This is a genomic window from Amycolatopsis sp. NPDC004625, from assembly GCF_040609695.1.
In the GTDB taxonomy this organism is placed as follows: domain Bacteria; phylum Actinomycetota; class Actinomycetes; order Mycobacteriales; family Pseudonocardiaceae; genus Amycolatopsis.
In genome coordinates this window covers 265448-278234 of record NZ_JBEXKX010000001.1, presented here as the reverse complement: position 1 = coordinate 278234, position 12787 = coordinate 265448, and the positions used below count along the sequence as shown (strand labels likewise).

Annotated in this window: 10 protein-coding genes; 3 read left to right on the top strand and 7 right to left on the bottom strand. The window is 72.5% G+C overall.

What is annotated here, in order from left to right; genetic code table 11:
* Nucleotides 1-2: 2 nt before the first annotated feature.
* The 6 genes from rpmF to rsmD form a co-directional block, all read right to left on the bottom strand.
* Nucleotides 3-185: a 50S ribosomal protein L32 gene (gene rpmF / locus ABZW17_RS01280; RefSeq protein ID WP_013223689.1), complete on the bottom strand. Its 183-nt coding sequence runs from the start codon at nt 183-185 to the stop codon at nt 3-5.
* Nucleotides 186-269: 84 nt separating this feature from the next.
* Complete coding sequence (locus ABZW17_RS01275; RefSeq protein WP_354808397.1) at nt 270-857, bottom strand: YceD family protein; 588 nt, start codon at nt 855-857, stop codon at nt 270-272.
* Nucleotides 858-1416: 559 nt separating this feature from the next.
* Entirely contained in the window at nt 1417-2145 is a 729-nt protein-coding gene (locus ABZW17_RS01270) for a DivIVA domain-containing protein (RefSeq protein WP_354808395.1), read from the bottom strand.
* Nucleotides 2146-2262: 117 nt separating this feature from the next.
* Nucleotides 2263-2949 (bottom strand): ribonuclease domain-containing protein, encoded by a 687-nt coding sequence (locus tag ABZW17_RS01265; RefSeq protein WP_354808393.1) that lies wholly within the window; start codon nt 2947-2949, stop codon nt 2263-2265.
* Nucleotides 2950-3080: 131 nt separating this feature from the next.
* The gene (gene coaD, locus ABZW17_RS01260; RefSeq protein WP_354808391.1) at nt 3081-3566 is read right to left on the bottom strand and encodes a pantetheine-phosphate adenylyltransferase; all 486 of its coding nucleotides are present in this window, start codon (nt 3564-3566) and stop codon (nt 3081-3083) included.
* 43 nt (nt 3567-3609) lie between these two features.
* Nucleotides 3610-4170 carry a 16S rRNA (guanine(966)-N(2))-methyltransferase RsmD gene (rsmD, locus tag ABZW17_RS01255; RefSeq protein WP_354808389.1) on the bottom strand — a complete coding sequence of 187 codons (561 nt, stop codon included), beginning with the start codon at nt 4168-4170 and terminating at the stop codon, nt 3610-3612.
* A gap of 124 nt (nt 4171-4294) precedes the next feature.
* On the opposite strand from rsmD, the gene ABZW17_RS01250 reads away from it, so the two are divergent.
* The gene (locus ABZW17_RS01250; protein WP_354808387.1) at nt 4295-6409 is read left to right on the top strand and encodes an ATP-binding domain-containing protein; all 2115 of its coding nucleotides are present in this window, start codon (nt 4295-4297) and stop codon (nt 6407-6409) included.
* A 191-nt stretch (nt 6410-6600) separates the two neighbouring features.
* Here the strand turns inward: ABZW17_RS01250 and ABZW17_RS01245 are convergent, their stop codons facing one another.
* Nucleotides 6601-10371: a hypothetical protein gene (locus tag ABZW17_RS01245; RefSeq protein ID WP_354808613.1), complete on the bottom strand. Its 3771-nt coding sequence runs from the start codon at nt 10369-10371 to the stop codon at nt 6601-6603.
* Between the two features lie 163 nt (nt 10372-10534).
* On the opposite strand from ABZW17_RS01245, the gene ABZW17_RS01240 reads away from it, so the two are divergent.
* Both ABZW17_RS01240 and ABZW17_RS01235 read left to right on the top strand, forming a co-directional pair.
* On the top strand, nt 10535-11527 hold the full coding sequence (locus ABZW17_RS01240) for an LLM class flavin-dependent oxidoreductase (protein WP_354808385.1): 993 nt from the start codon (nt 10535-10537) through the stop codon (nt 11525-11527).
* Between the two features lie 465 nt (nt 11528-11992).
* A complete protein-coding gene (locus tag ABZW17_RS01235; RefSeq protein ID WP_354808383.1) occupies nt 11993-12787 on the top strand; it encodes an ABC transporter permease in 795 nt (264 codons plus the stop codon).

The window sequence follows — 12787 nt, the reverse complement described above, 5'->3', positions numbered from 1 at the left end:
GATCAGGCGGGCTCGACGACCTGGCGGCCGTTGTGCTGGCCGCACGACGGGCAAGCGATGTGCTGGAGCTTCGGCTGCTTGCAGGCGCGGTTGGAGCAGGGCACCAGCTGCACCGGAGCCGCCTTCCACTGGCTGCGGCGGGAGCGCGTGTTGGATCGCGACATCTTCCGCTTCGGGACGGCCACGAGTAGATCTCCTTATGACGGTCTGCTCGCGGTCGTGCGAGCGAACTTTCCTCCGGAACGAGCTGGGGCGCTCGTCAGGCTTGCTCAGCTGGGCCCGGGCTTTTCGCCCGCGTTCTCGTCGAAGCGCTCGACGAGGGCGGCCCACCGAGGGTCTATCTTCTCATGCCCGTGTCCGGGCTCGAGATCGGCCCACTTGACGCCGCAGTCCGTGCAGAGGCCGGCGCAGTCCTCGGTGCACAGAGGAGCGAGCGGAAGCGCCAGCACGACGGCGTCCCGGACGATGGGTTCGAGGTCGATCCGGTCGTCGACCAGCCGGGGGATCTCGTCCTCGTCGGTGGTCTCCTCGGTGGCCGAACCGGGGTAGGCGAACAGCTCCTGCACCTCGACCTCGACCTCCTCGGCGAGGGGGTCGAGGCAGCGCGCGCAGGTGCCCTTCGCGGTCGCCGTGGCGGTCCCGCTGACGAGGACGCCTTCGACGACGGACTCGAGCAGCAGGTCGAGTTCCAGCTCGGAGCCGGCCTCGATGGTGATGACATCGGGGACGCCGAGCGGCGTCTCCACCGGCACGCTGCGCTTGAGGGCGCGGCTGAGACCGGCGTGACGGCCGAGCTCACGGGTGTCGATCACCCACGGGCTGCGGTCGTCGAGCTGGGGGGTCTTGTTCTCGGACATCCCGTCCAGGGTACGCAGTGCCCGCCACCCCTTTTGAGCAGGGACGGCGGGTGGGGGTGGGGTGAGGCCGCGGAGGGGAGCCGGGGCGCGGAGCGGGGCGGGGCGGGGCGGGGCGGGAAGGCCCGGGCCGCGGAGCGGGGGCGGACCCGGCCGCGGAGCGAGGCGGGGCGGCCCGCCCGCGGAGCGAGGCGGGGTGGGCCAGGCCGTGAGCGGGGCAGGCTGGGCCGCGGAGCGAGAGCGGCGGCCCGGCCGTGGGCGGGGCGGGCAGTGGGCGGGGCGTCCGCGGAGCGGCGAAGCGGGGCCGGCGGGCCCGTGGGGCGGGCCGGGCCGCGGAACGGGGCGGAGCCGGGCTGGAGCCGCGGAGCGGAGCTGGGCGTCGTTGAGCAGGCACCCGGCGGTCGCGCGCGCCCGCCCTCCCTGGGGGCAAGCCCCCGGTTCAGCCTATCGAGCACGGCTGACGAAAGGGGCCCCGAAGCCGCTGTTGACGCCCCGGCCGTCCACAACTCACCCGGCCTGTGGACAACCGCCGGCAGTCAGGCGCAGCACACTGAGAAACTCGTCACACCTGGTAGTCGTACAGCGTCGGCCGCCCGCCCGAGCTCGGCAGGTTCGCCGGGGACCTCAAGTGGTTCCGCCCCGAATCCACCGTCCGCAGCGTCGTCGCCAGCAGCTCCGAGAACTCCGCCAGCTTGCCGTCCACGTACGCGTCGCAGTCCGCTCGCTGGCGGTCGGCCTCTGCGTGGGCCTCGTCCACGATCCGTGCCGACTCCGCGTGGGCCGCCTGGACCACCTCGGTCTGGGCCACCAGCCGGGCCTGCTCCGCGCGGCCGTCCTCGATCGCGCGGTCGTACGCGTCGCGGCCTGCCTGGATCATGCGCTCGGACTCCGCGCGGGACCGGTCGGTCAGGTTCTGGTACTCCGCCTGGCCCGCCGCCACCGTGCGGTCGGCCTGGTCGTGCGCGTCGGCGAGCATCTGCTCCGCCCGGACGCGGGCGTCGGCGAGGATGCGCTCCGCCTCGTCGGTCGCGTCGGCGATCGTGCGCTCGGCCTCCGCGTTCGCGCCCGCCACCGTCTCGCCGGCCTCCTTGCGGGCCGCGTGGATCAGGTCGTCGCGCTTGTCGAGGACGTCCTGGGCGTCGTCGACCTCCGCCGGCAGTGCGTCGCGGACGTCGTCGAGGAGCTCGAGCACGTCCCCCCGGGGCACCACGCAACTGGATGTCATCGGGACGCCGCGCGCCTCCTCGACGATCGTCACGAGCTCGTCGAGCGCCTCGAAAACCCGGTACACGGCAACTCCAATCCCCTGTCGCTGTGCCCAGTCTGCCCGCATCGGACGCCGAAGCGGTGAACGCCACCGGCGCCGGGCGTGTCCCCCTGCGGCCACGCCCGGTGACCGGCGCGAAGATCAGGAGTTCAGGTCGATCCGCTTGAAGGTCGCGTAGTGGTCGGGCGTGTAGGCCAGCTCGCCCGCCTTGCCGGAGATGACGCGGTCGTCGGTGCCGACCGTGAACAGCTTGTAGTAGCCCGACGCGCAGGCCGGCAGCACGCCTTCGCGGTTCTCGTACGTCGTCCCGGTGGCCGTGCCGCCGCGGACGTTGTTCACCACCGTCTTCGCCGCCGACGACAGCTGCGAGTAGCCGATCTTCGCCAGGCCCGAGAGGTCGCCGCACGCGTGGGTCGTGCCGCCGCCGGTGATGTCGATGACCTTGAACGTCGCGTAGTGGTCGCCGGTGTAGAAGTACTCGCCCGCGCTGCCGGTCACGATGCGGCGCGTGCCGCGGGTGCTCGAACCCGGCGTCGGCACGGTGTACTCGTGGTAGTAGCCCGACGCGCAGGCCGGGAGGACGCCTTCGCGGTTGTCGAAGACGACGCCGTCGTTCTTCGGGTACGGGAACGGCCCGTTCGTCTGGATCAGGTTGTACGTCGTCGTCGCCTCGGGCGGGAGCGCCGAGAGCGTCGTGTGCGAGTAGCCGGACAGGTTGCCGCAGGCGTTCTGCGCCGCGACAGCGGGGGAAGGCGCGGCGACCCCGGCGAACAACGTCGCCAGGAGCGCGAACAGGACGGCAGCCACGCGCGATCGGTAGTTGGTCATTTTCGGACCGTAACCCGATCGGATGATCGTCAGGAGACGTCGACGTGAACTCCGCCACCACCGGGCCGAAGTCCCGACGAACGGCGGGGGCCGAACGACGGGAACCGGACACGGCGGTCCGGTGTGGAGGGTCAGCCCCCGAGCTCCGGGAACTTCTCCGAAAGCCGCTCGAAGACCACCGGCGGCACGAAGCGCTCGATGTCGCCGCCGAGCGCCGAGATCTCCTTGACCAGCGAGCTGGACACGAACCCGTACGCCGGGTTGTTCGCCATCAGCAGCGTCTCGACGCCGGTGAGCTCGCGGTTCATCTGCGCCATCTGCAGCTCGTAGTCGAAGTCGCTGACCGAGCGCAGGCCCTTGACGACCGCCACGATGTCGTTGTCGCGGCAGTAGTCGACCAGCAGGCCCTCCCACGAGTCGATCAGCACGTTCGGCAGCTTCGCGGTGATCTCGCCGAGGATGTCGAGCCGTTCGGAGACCTCGAAGAGCCCCTTCTTCGACCGGTTCACCCCCACCGCGACGACGACCTCGTCGAACAGCCGGCTGGCCCGCTCGATGATGTCGAGGTGCCCGTTGGTGGCCGGATCGTAGGAACCGGGACAGACCGCACGCCGCATGGCGCGGACGCTACCGTGCCGGACCCGGTTCCCGCCGCGTGGCTCACGCCACAGGTGTGTACTCCGCCCAGAAGACGGCCGTGTCGCCGTACTTCTTCGCGCGGGTCGGCTCGAAGCCCGGTGGCCAGTCCGGCTCGCCGTCGCGGGCGGCGCGTTCGAGCACGACCAGGGCCGAGGACCCCAGCCAGCCGCCGGCCGCCAGCGCCGCCAGGACGGACCCGAGCGCGGCCGCGTCCACGGCGTACGGCGGGTCGGCGAGCACGAGGTCGAACGCGGCGGGCGCGGGCGCCGCGACGACCGCTTCGACCGGCCCGGCCCGGACCGTCCCGCCCAGGCCCAGCGCCGTGACGTTGCCGCGCAGGACGTCCACCGCCCGCCGGTCGGCCTCCACGAACAGCGCGTCCGCGGCGCCGCGGGAGAGGGCTTCGAGGCCGAGCGCGCCGGACCCCGCGTAGAGGTCGAGGACGCGGGCGCCGTCCAGCTCGCCCGCCGTCTCCAGGGCGTTGAACAGGGCTTCCCGCACGCGTTCCGACGTCGGCCGGGTGCCCTTCGGCGGCACCTTCAGCCGCCGTCCGCCCGCCGTCCCGGCCACGATCCTGGTCACCCCCCGATTGTGGGGGGACACCGTGCCACGCGGATGACCGGGACACGGGTGTCCCCGCCCGGGCCACCGCGTAGAGTCCTTCTTCGCCCTCGGAGGCGTTCCCAAAGCTGTCAAGGAGCCATGCGTGTCCGAACCTCGGGTCAGACGGGCCGAGATCGCCATCGAGCAAGCCCACGTCGATCGCGTGTACACCCGTCTGGACGAACTGCGGGCCCAGGCCGAGGCCATGCGCACGAAGGGCTACGAGATCGGCCAGGGGGCACAGCGCGAGGCGATCTTCGAGCAGGCGTCGATGCTGTTCGAGCGCGACATGATGGTCTACCACGCCAACCAGACGCTGCAGACGCTCGACGCCGAGTACGAGGGCCTCGTCTTCGGCCGGCTCGACGACCGCGAGGGCGAGCGCACCTACGTCGGCCGGCTCGGCATCCGCGACGCCGAGTTCGACAACCTCGTGACGGACTGGCGCGCGCCGGCCGCGGCGGCGTTCTACCAGGCCACCGCCGAGGAGCCGATGGACGTCGTGCGGCGGCGCGTGATCCGCTGCTCGGGCCAGAACGTCCTCGACGTCGACGACGACGTCCTGATCGCCGACGCCGTGCCCGAGGACATGCAGATCGTCGGCGAAGGCGCGCTGATGGCGGCGCTGGGCCGCTCGCGCGGCGAGAAGATGCGCGACATCGTCGCGACCATCCAGAAGGAACAGGACGAGGTCATCCGGGCGCCGTGGCGCGGCGTCACCGAGATCACCGGCGGCCCGGGCACCGGCAAGACCGCGGTCGCGCTGCACCGCGCCGCCTATCTGCTCTACCGCTACCGGCGCCAGCTCGGCGGGGCCGGCGTGCTGGTCATCGGGCCCTCGGGCGTGTTCACCAGCTACATCTCGCGTGTCCTCCCCTCCATGGGTGAGACGAACGTCGAACTGCGCGCGCTCGGCGAAGTCCTCGACGGACTGGAGGCGACGCGGCAGGACGCGGCGCCGCTCGCCGCGGTCAAGGGGTCGCTGCGGATGCGGAAGGTGCTGCTGCGGGCCCTGCGCGACACGCCGCCGGAGGCGCCGGAGGAGATGCGGATCGTCTACCGCGGCGAAGTCCTGAAGCTGGGCGCGCGGGAGCTGGAGAAGATCCGCCGCAAGGCCCACACCCAGGGCGCGCCGCCCAACCGGTCGCGGATCCGGGCGGCGGAGCTGCTGCTGGACGCCCTCGCCGCGAAGGCCGAGGAGCACGCGAAGGACGACGGCAGGCCGTTCGACCGGGCCGAGCTGATCACCGACCTCGGCGAGCGGATCGACTTCCACCGCTTCCTCGTCGTGTGGTGGCCGGTGCTGTACCCGGCGCAGATCCTCAAGTGGCTGGGCGAGGAGAAGCGGCTGGCGGCGTCGGCGAAGGGCGTCCTGAACCGCCAGGAGATCTCGATGCTGGCCGCGGACTTCGCGGACCGGTCGCGGGGCTGGTCGATCGCGGACGTGGCGCTGCTGGACGAGCTGCGCGTCCTGGTCGGGCCGGAGCCGAAGCGCAAGCGGCGCCAGGTGATCGAGGTCGAGCCGCAGCGTTCGGGCGGCGCACCGACCCGGCCGGAGCACTACGACGAGTACTCGCACGTGGTCGTCGACGAGTCGCAGGACCTCTCGCCGATGCAGTGGCGGATGGTGGGCCGGCGCGGCAAGTACGCGAGCTGGACGGTGGTCGGCGACCCGGTGCAGAGCTCCTGGCCGGACCCGGCGGAGGCGGCTTCGGCGCGCGACCAGGCGTTCGGTGTCAAGACGGCCCGGCGCCGGTTCACGCTGCGCACGAACTACCGCAACTCGGCGGAGATCTTCGACCTGGCGGCGAAGGTCGTGGCGGGGCACGCGGAGTCCGGCGAGCTGCCGGTGGCCGTCCGCCGCACCGGGGTCGAGCCGGAGGTCCGCCCGGTGGAGGCGGCGAGCCTGGTGTCGGCGACGCAGGCAGCGGTGAAGGAGCTGCTGGAAGCGGTCGAGGGCACGGTCGGCGTCATCACGGCGATGGACCGGGTGCCGGAGGTCGGGGGCTGGCTGGCCGGGCAGGCGGACGAGCGGCTGAAGGTCGTGGGCAGCCTGGATTCCAAGGGCCTGGAGTACGACGCGGTGGTGCTCGTCGAGCCGGTGGAGCTGATCACGGAGTCGACGACCGGCCGGCGGGTGCTGTACGTGGCGCTGACCCGGGCGACGCAGCAGCTGATCGTGCTGGCCTCGAACCCCGACTGGATCCCGGCGGCCTGACGCGGAAACGCTGAAGGGCCCCTTCGCGGGGCGGGTGGCGGGTTCCCGTGCCCTCGAAGGAGCCCTTCAGACCCCCGGTGGATGAACGTGGTGGGGACGTCCGGCGTCCGAGGGCATGTCTAGCCGATCCGGGTTGTTCGGTGTCCGCGCCCGGGCACCGAACAACAACGCCGAACAACCCGGTTCGCCGGTCAGGGGCAGGGTGGCGCGTAGTCCAGGCCCGGCAGGCTCGCCGTCCACTCCGCTTCGGTGATCCGCGGCGACACCGCGCGGCAGATCCGTTCGGCCGCCAGGCCGGGGTCGGCCTCCCACAGCCGGACCGTGCCGTCCGCGACCGCTCCGGCCAGTGTGTGGCCGTCGGGCGCGTACTGCACGGCGTAGACGCGGTCGCGTTGCTCGGGCAGGACCGCGTACGGCGCCGCGCCCGCCACGTCCCACAGCCGGACGGTCCGGTCGTAGCTGCCGGACGCCAGCGTCCGGCCGTCGCCGCTGAACGACACCGACATGACGATGTCCGTGTGGCCGGTCAGCACCGCCGGGGGCGGCACGCGGGCCGGGTCGGTGACGTCCCAGAGCCGCACCGTGCGGTCCGCGCTCGCGGTGGCGAGGTGCCGGCCGTCCGGGCTGTAGGCGACCGAGAACACCGTGTCGGTGTGACCGGTCAGCTTCGCGAGCAACCGCGGGGCCCGCGGCGCCGAGACGTCCCAGAGCCGGGCGGTGTGGTCCCAGCCCGCGGTGGCGAGCGTCCGGCCGTCGGGGCTGAAGGCGAGCGTGTGGACGTCGTCGTCGTGGCCTTCGAGCTTCGCGATCTCCACCGGGTGCGCGCGGTCGGCGAGGTCCCAGAGGCGGGCCGTGTGGCCGTCGCCCGCCGTGGCGAGGATCCGGCCGTCGGGGCTGAAGGCGACCGCGTCGATGTCGTCGTGGAGCCGGGTGAACACCACCGGCGGCCCGGGGCGGGCCGGGTCGGTGATGTCCCGCAGCGCCATCGTGTGGTCCCAGCTGCCGGTGGCCAGGGTGCGGCCGTCCGGGCTGAAGGCGACCCCGCAGACCGCGTTGCCGAAGCCGTCGATCGTCGCCAGCGTCCGGGGTGCGCGCGGGTCGGCGAGGTCGTGCAGCCGCACGGTTTCGTCGTAGCCGCCGGTCGCCATCAGCCGGCCACCGGGGCCGAAGGCGACGTGGCACGTCTGGGCCGTGTGCGCCGGGATGCCGGGGCCGGGCAGGTCCCACAGCCGGGCGGTCTGGTCGTCGCTGGCCGTGACCAGCGTGCGGCCGTCGCGGGAGAACACGGCCGAGACGACCGCGCCGATGTGCCCGGGCAGGGACGGCAGCTCGCGCGGCTGCCGCGGATCGGCGACGTCCCACAGCCGGGCCGTGCGGTCGAAGCCGGTGGTGGCCAGCGTGCGCCCGTCGGCGGTGAAGGCGACCGAGCGCACGATCGCCTTGTGCGTGGTCAGCGACGCCAGCTGCGCCGGGCGGGCCGGGTCGGTGACGTCCCACAGCCGCGCGGTCTGGTCCTGGCTCGCCGTGGCGAGCGTGTGCCCGCCGGGGGCGAACGCGACCGAGTGCACGACGTCGGTGTGCCCGGCCGCGACGCCGAGCTGACGCCGTGAAGCGACGTCCCAGACGCGGGCCGTCTTGTCGGCCGAAGCGGAGGCGAGCAGCCGGCCGTCCTGGCTGAAGGCCAGGTTGTTGACGTAGGAGATGTGCCCGGTCAGCTCCCCCGCCGGCCGGGGGTGCGCCGGGTCGGTGGTGTCGTACAGCCGGATCGTGCCCGCGACGTCGGCGGTCGCCAGCAGCGGCCCGGCCGGGCTGTACGCGACCGCGTACGCCTTGCCCTCGTGCTTTTCGACGATCGCGCCGGGGCCCGGCCGGGCCGGGTCGGAGACGTCCCAGACGCGGACCGTGCCGTCGAAGCCCGCCGTCGCGACCGTCCGGCCGTCGGCGGCGAAGGCGACGTTGTTGACGTTGCCGCTGTGCCCGGTGAGCACGCCGAGCGCCACCGGGTGGTGCGGGTCGTGGACATCCCAGAGCCGCGCGGTGCCGTCCCAGCTGGCCGTGGCGAGGATCCGCCCGTCCGGGCGGAGGGCCGCGGTGTTGACGCGTCCGGTGTGCCCGGTCAGGCGCGTCGAGTACGGCGACCCGAACATCCCGAGCAGGCCGCTGCGCTCGTCGGCGCCGGGATCCAGGCGGTACGCGGCGAGCGCGAGCTGCGCGGCCAGCGCCGGGTTGGTGGCGCGCATGGCCAGCGCCTGGCCGGCGACCTTCTGGGCGAGGGCGTCGTTGCGCTGCTGGGTGGCCGTGGTCTCGGCGCGCACGGCGTAGACGCCGGCGGCCACGGCGAAGACCAGCAGCACGGCCAGCAGCGCGACCAGCTGGCGCAGCCGCCGCGTGCGGCGCCGGTCGCGTTCCTGCTCGGCGTGCTCGACGGCGAGGCTCGCGTCGAGGAACCGCCGTTCCCGCCGGGACAGCGCCGCGTCCTGGCGCGCGGCCCACTCCCGGGCGATGGCCAGCCGGGTGCCGCGGTGGAGCCAGCCGGGGTCCTCGCCGACGGCCTCCCAGGCGTCGGTCGCCTCGGTGAGCTGCCGGTGCACGCGCAGGCCGTCGCGGTCCTCGGTGAGCCACTCGCGCAGCCGCGGCCAGCCGCGGATCAGGGCTTCGTGGGCGATCTCGATGCCGGTGTCGTCGAGGGTGACCAGCCGCGCCGCGGCCAGCTCGCCGAGGACGACAGCGGTGTCCTCGTCGTCGGTGTCCAGCTCGGCGCGGCCGATGCGGCGCTTGGTGTCCTCGGTGCCTTCGCCGAGGGCGGTCATGCGGAGGAAGATCTGGCGCGCCAGCTGCTGCTGACGTGGGGAAAGCTTCGCGAAGGTGGCTTCGGACGTCTGCGCGATGGCCCGCTCCACCCCGCCGGCCGACTCGTACGCGCTCAGCGTCAACGTCGTTCCGCGGCGGCGGCGCCACGTCTCCAGCAGGGCGTGCGAAAGCAGCGGCAGCACGCCGGGCTGGCCGGTGGCGTCCGCGACGAGCCGTGAGACCAGGGCGGTTTCGACGCGGTAGCCGGCGTCGACGGCGGGCCGCGAGATGGCCTGCCGGAGCTCCTCGGTCGTCATCGGGCCGACCAGGACCTGGGCGTCCTGCATGGCCCCGGCGAGCTGCTCGTGCCGCGCGCAGTGGGAATAGAAGTCGGTGCGGATACCGAGGACGACGTGGGTGCGGCTGCCGGGCTCGGTGGTCGCAGTGAGCAGCGCGTCGAGGAACCGCGCCCGCTCGCGGTCGTCCTGGCAGAGCGTGAAGACCTCCTCGAACTGGTCGACGACTAGGACGACGTCGGGGTCGCCGCCGTCGGCCAGCTGGCGGGCGGCGAGCCCGAGGTTGCGCGGGTGCGCGGCGAAGTCGTCGGACAGGGCGCCCGGCGGGACGCCGAGCGCGGCGGCGAACTTGACCGCGCACTCCTGCAGCGGCCGGGCGCCCGGGGTGAGCAGTACGGCGGGCCCCTTCACCGAGGGCAGCAGCCCGGCCCGCAGCAGGGACGACTTCCCCGAGCCGGACGCGCCCAGAACCGCGAGAAAACGTTGTCTCGCGAGCCGTTCGACGAGCTTTTCGACCAGCCGCTCCCGCCCGAAGAATCGGCCGGCATCGGCCGGCGTGAAAGCGGCCAGCCCGACGTATGGCGGATTTTCCCCGGATTCCGGCTCGGGTGGTGAAGCGGTACCGTCCCGGCGGGACTCGTCGGCGACGGCGTGCCAGCGTTCCGCCCATTCCGCCGGCACCCCGCCGCAGGCCCGGACGTAGGCCAGGGTGACCGCCAGGCTGGGGAGTTTCCGCCCGCCGGCGGCTTCCGACAGCGTCCCGGCCGAGTAGTGCGCGCGCCGCCCGAGTTCGCGGTAGGTCGGATTCCCGGCGTTCTCGCGCAACCGCCGGAGATCGGCGGCGAATTCGGTCAGCAGATCGTCCCCGGGGTCCAGCGGTCGTTCCGGACGCGGCACCCGTCCTCCTGTTTTCTCCGTATTCCGGTTCGCCCACCGTAGCCCGGTCACCGGCCGTTTCGTGGCGGTTCGGCGAGAGCGGCGTGAAGATCGTCACCGCCGGACGGGAAGCAACCGGGGCACCGGGGCGTTGACCCCGGTTGTGAGCTCACTGCCTGACGTGCCGCTGTCCGTGCTCGACCTGTCCCCCGTTTCGGAGGGGAACACCGTCGGCGAGACGCTGCGCAACACCCTGGACCTCGCCCGCGCCGCGGAACGGCTGGGCTACCACCGCTACTGGCTGGCCGAGCACCACAACATGCCCGGCATCGCCAGCTCGGCCACGGTCGTGCTGATCGGGCACGTCGCCGACGCCACCGAGCGGATCCGCGTCGGCTCGGGCGGGATCATGCTGCCCAACCACGCGCCGCTGGTCGTCGCCGAGCAGTTCGGCACCCTGGAGGCGTTCCACCCGGGCCGGATCGACCTCGGCATCGGCCGCGCGCCCGGCACCGACCAGCGGACGGCGCTCGCCCTGCGCGGCCCGGGCGGGCTGTCGGCGGAGAACTTCCCGGAGCACCTGCAGGAGCTGATCGGCTACTTCACCCATTCGGAGGCCCGCGGTGTCAACGCCGTGGTCGCCGAGGGCAACCAGCCGCCGGTGTGGCTGCTCGGTTCGAGCGGCTTCAGCGCCCAGCTGGCCGGACGCCTCGGGTTGCCGTTCTCCTTCGCGCACCACTTCGCCGCCGAGAACACCATCCCGGCCGTGCAGCTGTACCGCGAGAACTTCCGGCCCGGCGTGCTCGACGAACCGCACGTCATGCTGGGTGTGTCCGTGGTCGCCGCCGAGACCGACGAGCGCGCCCGGTTCCTGGCCGGGCCTTCCGGGCTGACGTTCCTCAGCCTCCGCCGCGGCCGCCCGATCGCCCTGCCGACGCCCGAAGAGGCCGCGGAGTACCCGTACACCGAAATGGACCGCGCGTTCCTGGCCGAGCGCTTCGGCTCCAGCATCGTCGGCTCGCCGGAAACCGTCCAAAAGGGACTGGAACAGCTCCTGGCCGACACCGGCGCGGACGAGCTGATGGTCACCACGATGGTCCACGGCCACGCCGACCGCATCCGCTCCTACGAACTCCTCGCCGGCCTCAAGTCCTGACCCGCACCCAGCCGGCCGGTTCGCGTACCCGCACGGCCGGTTCGCGTACCCGCACGGTCGGTTCGCGTACCTGGACGGTCGGTTCGTGAGCCGACCCTCCGGGTACGCGAGCCGACCCCCGGGGTACGCGAACCGACCGTTCCGGTGCGCGGGAATTGACAAACGGGCGGGGATCGTCAAGGGCAGGCGCGGCCGGGAGCGGAGGTTCTTTTCCTCCGCTGACAACAAGATCGGGTGCGTTTGTCAGTACTCGACAAGAAATGCTCGGTTACCAGCCCGTGACCCCGTGATCCTGCTCAAGTTCTTGTCTCCCGGCAAGGCCGTCGTTAGCGTACCGACCAGTAGGAAACGGCACGGTGCCCCCGAGACCGTGAATGGCCGACAATTGTTAGCCCGTTCGGTCCATTTCCCCTTGGTCATCTCGGGTGTATTCGGCGTGCCGCCGAAACCGCTGGAGGCACACGAATGGCCGAACGGACGACGACGGCGTCGTTCCCGGGGGCGGCCGCTTTGCGGCAGACCGGACGGCTCTACGGGCTCGGCTTCGACGTCGTCCGGCTGACCTTCCGCCGCCCGTTCCAGGTGCGCGAGCTGATCCAGCAGTTCTGGTTCATCGCGAGCGTGTCGATCCTGCCGACGGCGCTGGTCTCCATCCCGTTCGGCGCGGTGATCGCGCTGCACATCGGGTCGCTGACCACGCAGATCGGCGCGCAGTCCTTCACCGGCGCGGCGAGCGTGCTCGCGATCATCCAGCAGGCCAGCCCGATCGTCACGGCGCTGCTCATCGCCGGCGCCGGCGGCAGCGCCATGTGCGCCGACCTCGGCTCGCGCACCATCCGCGAAGAGATCGACGCGATGGAGGTGCTCGGCGTCTCGCCGATCCAGCGGCTGATCGTGCCGCGGGTGCTCGCCGCGATGGGCGTCTCCGTCTTCCTCAACGGCATGGTCAGCGTCGTCGGCGTGCTCGGCGGCTACTTCTTCAACGTGATCATGCAGCACGGCACGCCGGGTGCCTACCTGGCGAGCTTCTCCGCCCTGGCCCAGCTGCCCGACCTGTGGATCAGCGAGATCAAGGCCGTCATCTTCGGCTTCGTCGCCGGGGTCGTCGCCTCCTACCGCGGCCTGAACCCCAAGGGCGGTCCCAAGGGCGTCGGCGACGCGGTCAACCAGTCCGTGGTCATCACGTTCCTGCTGCTGTTCGTGCTGAACCTCGTGCTCACCACCGTCTACCTGCAACTCGTGCCGCCCAAGGGGAGCTGA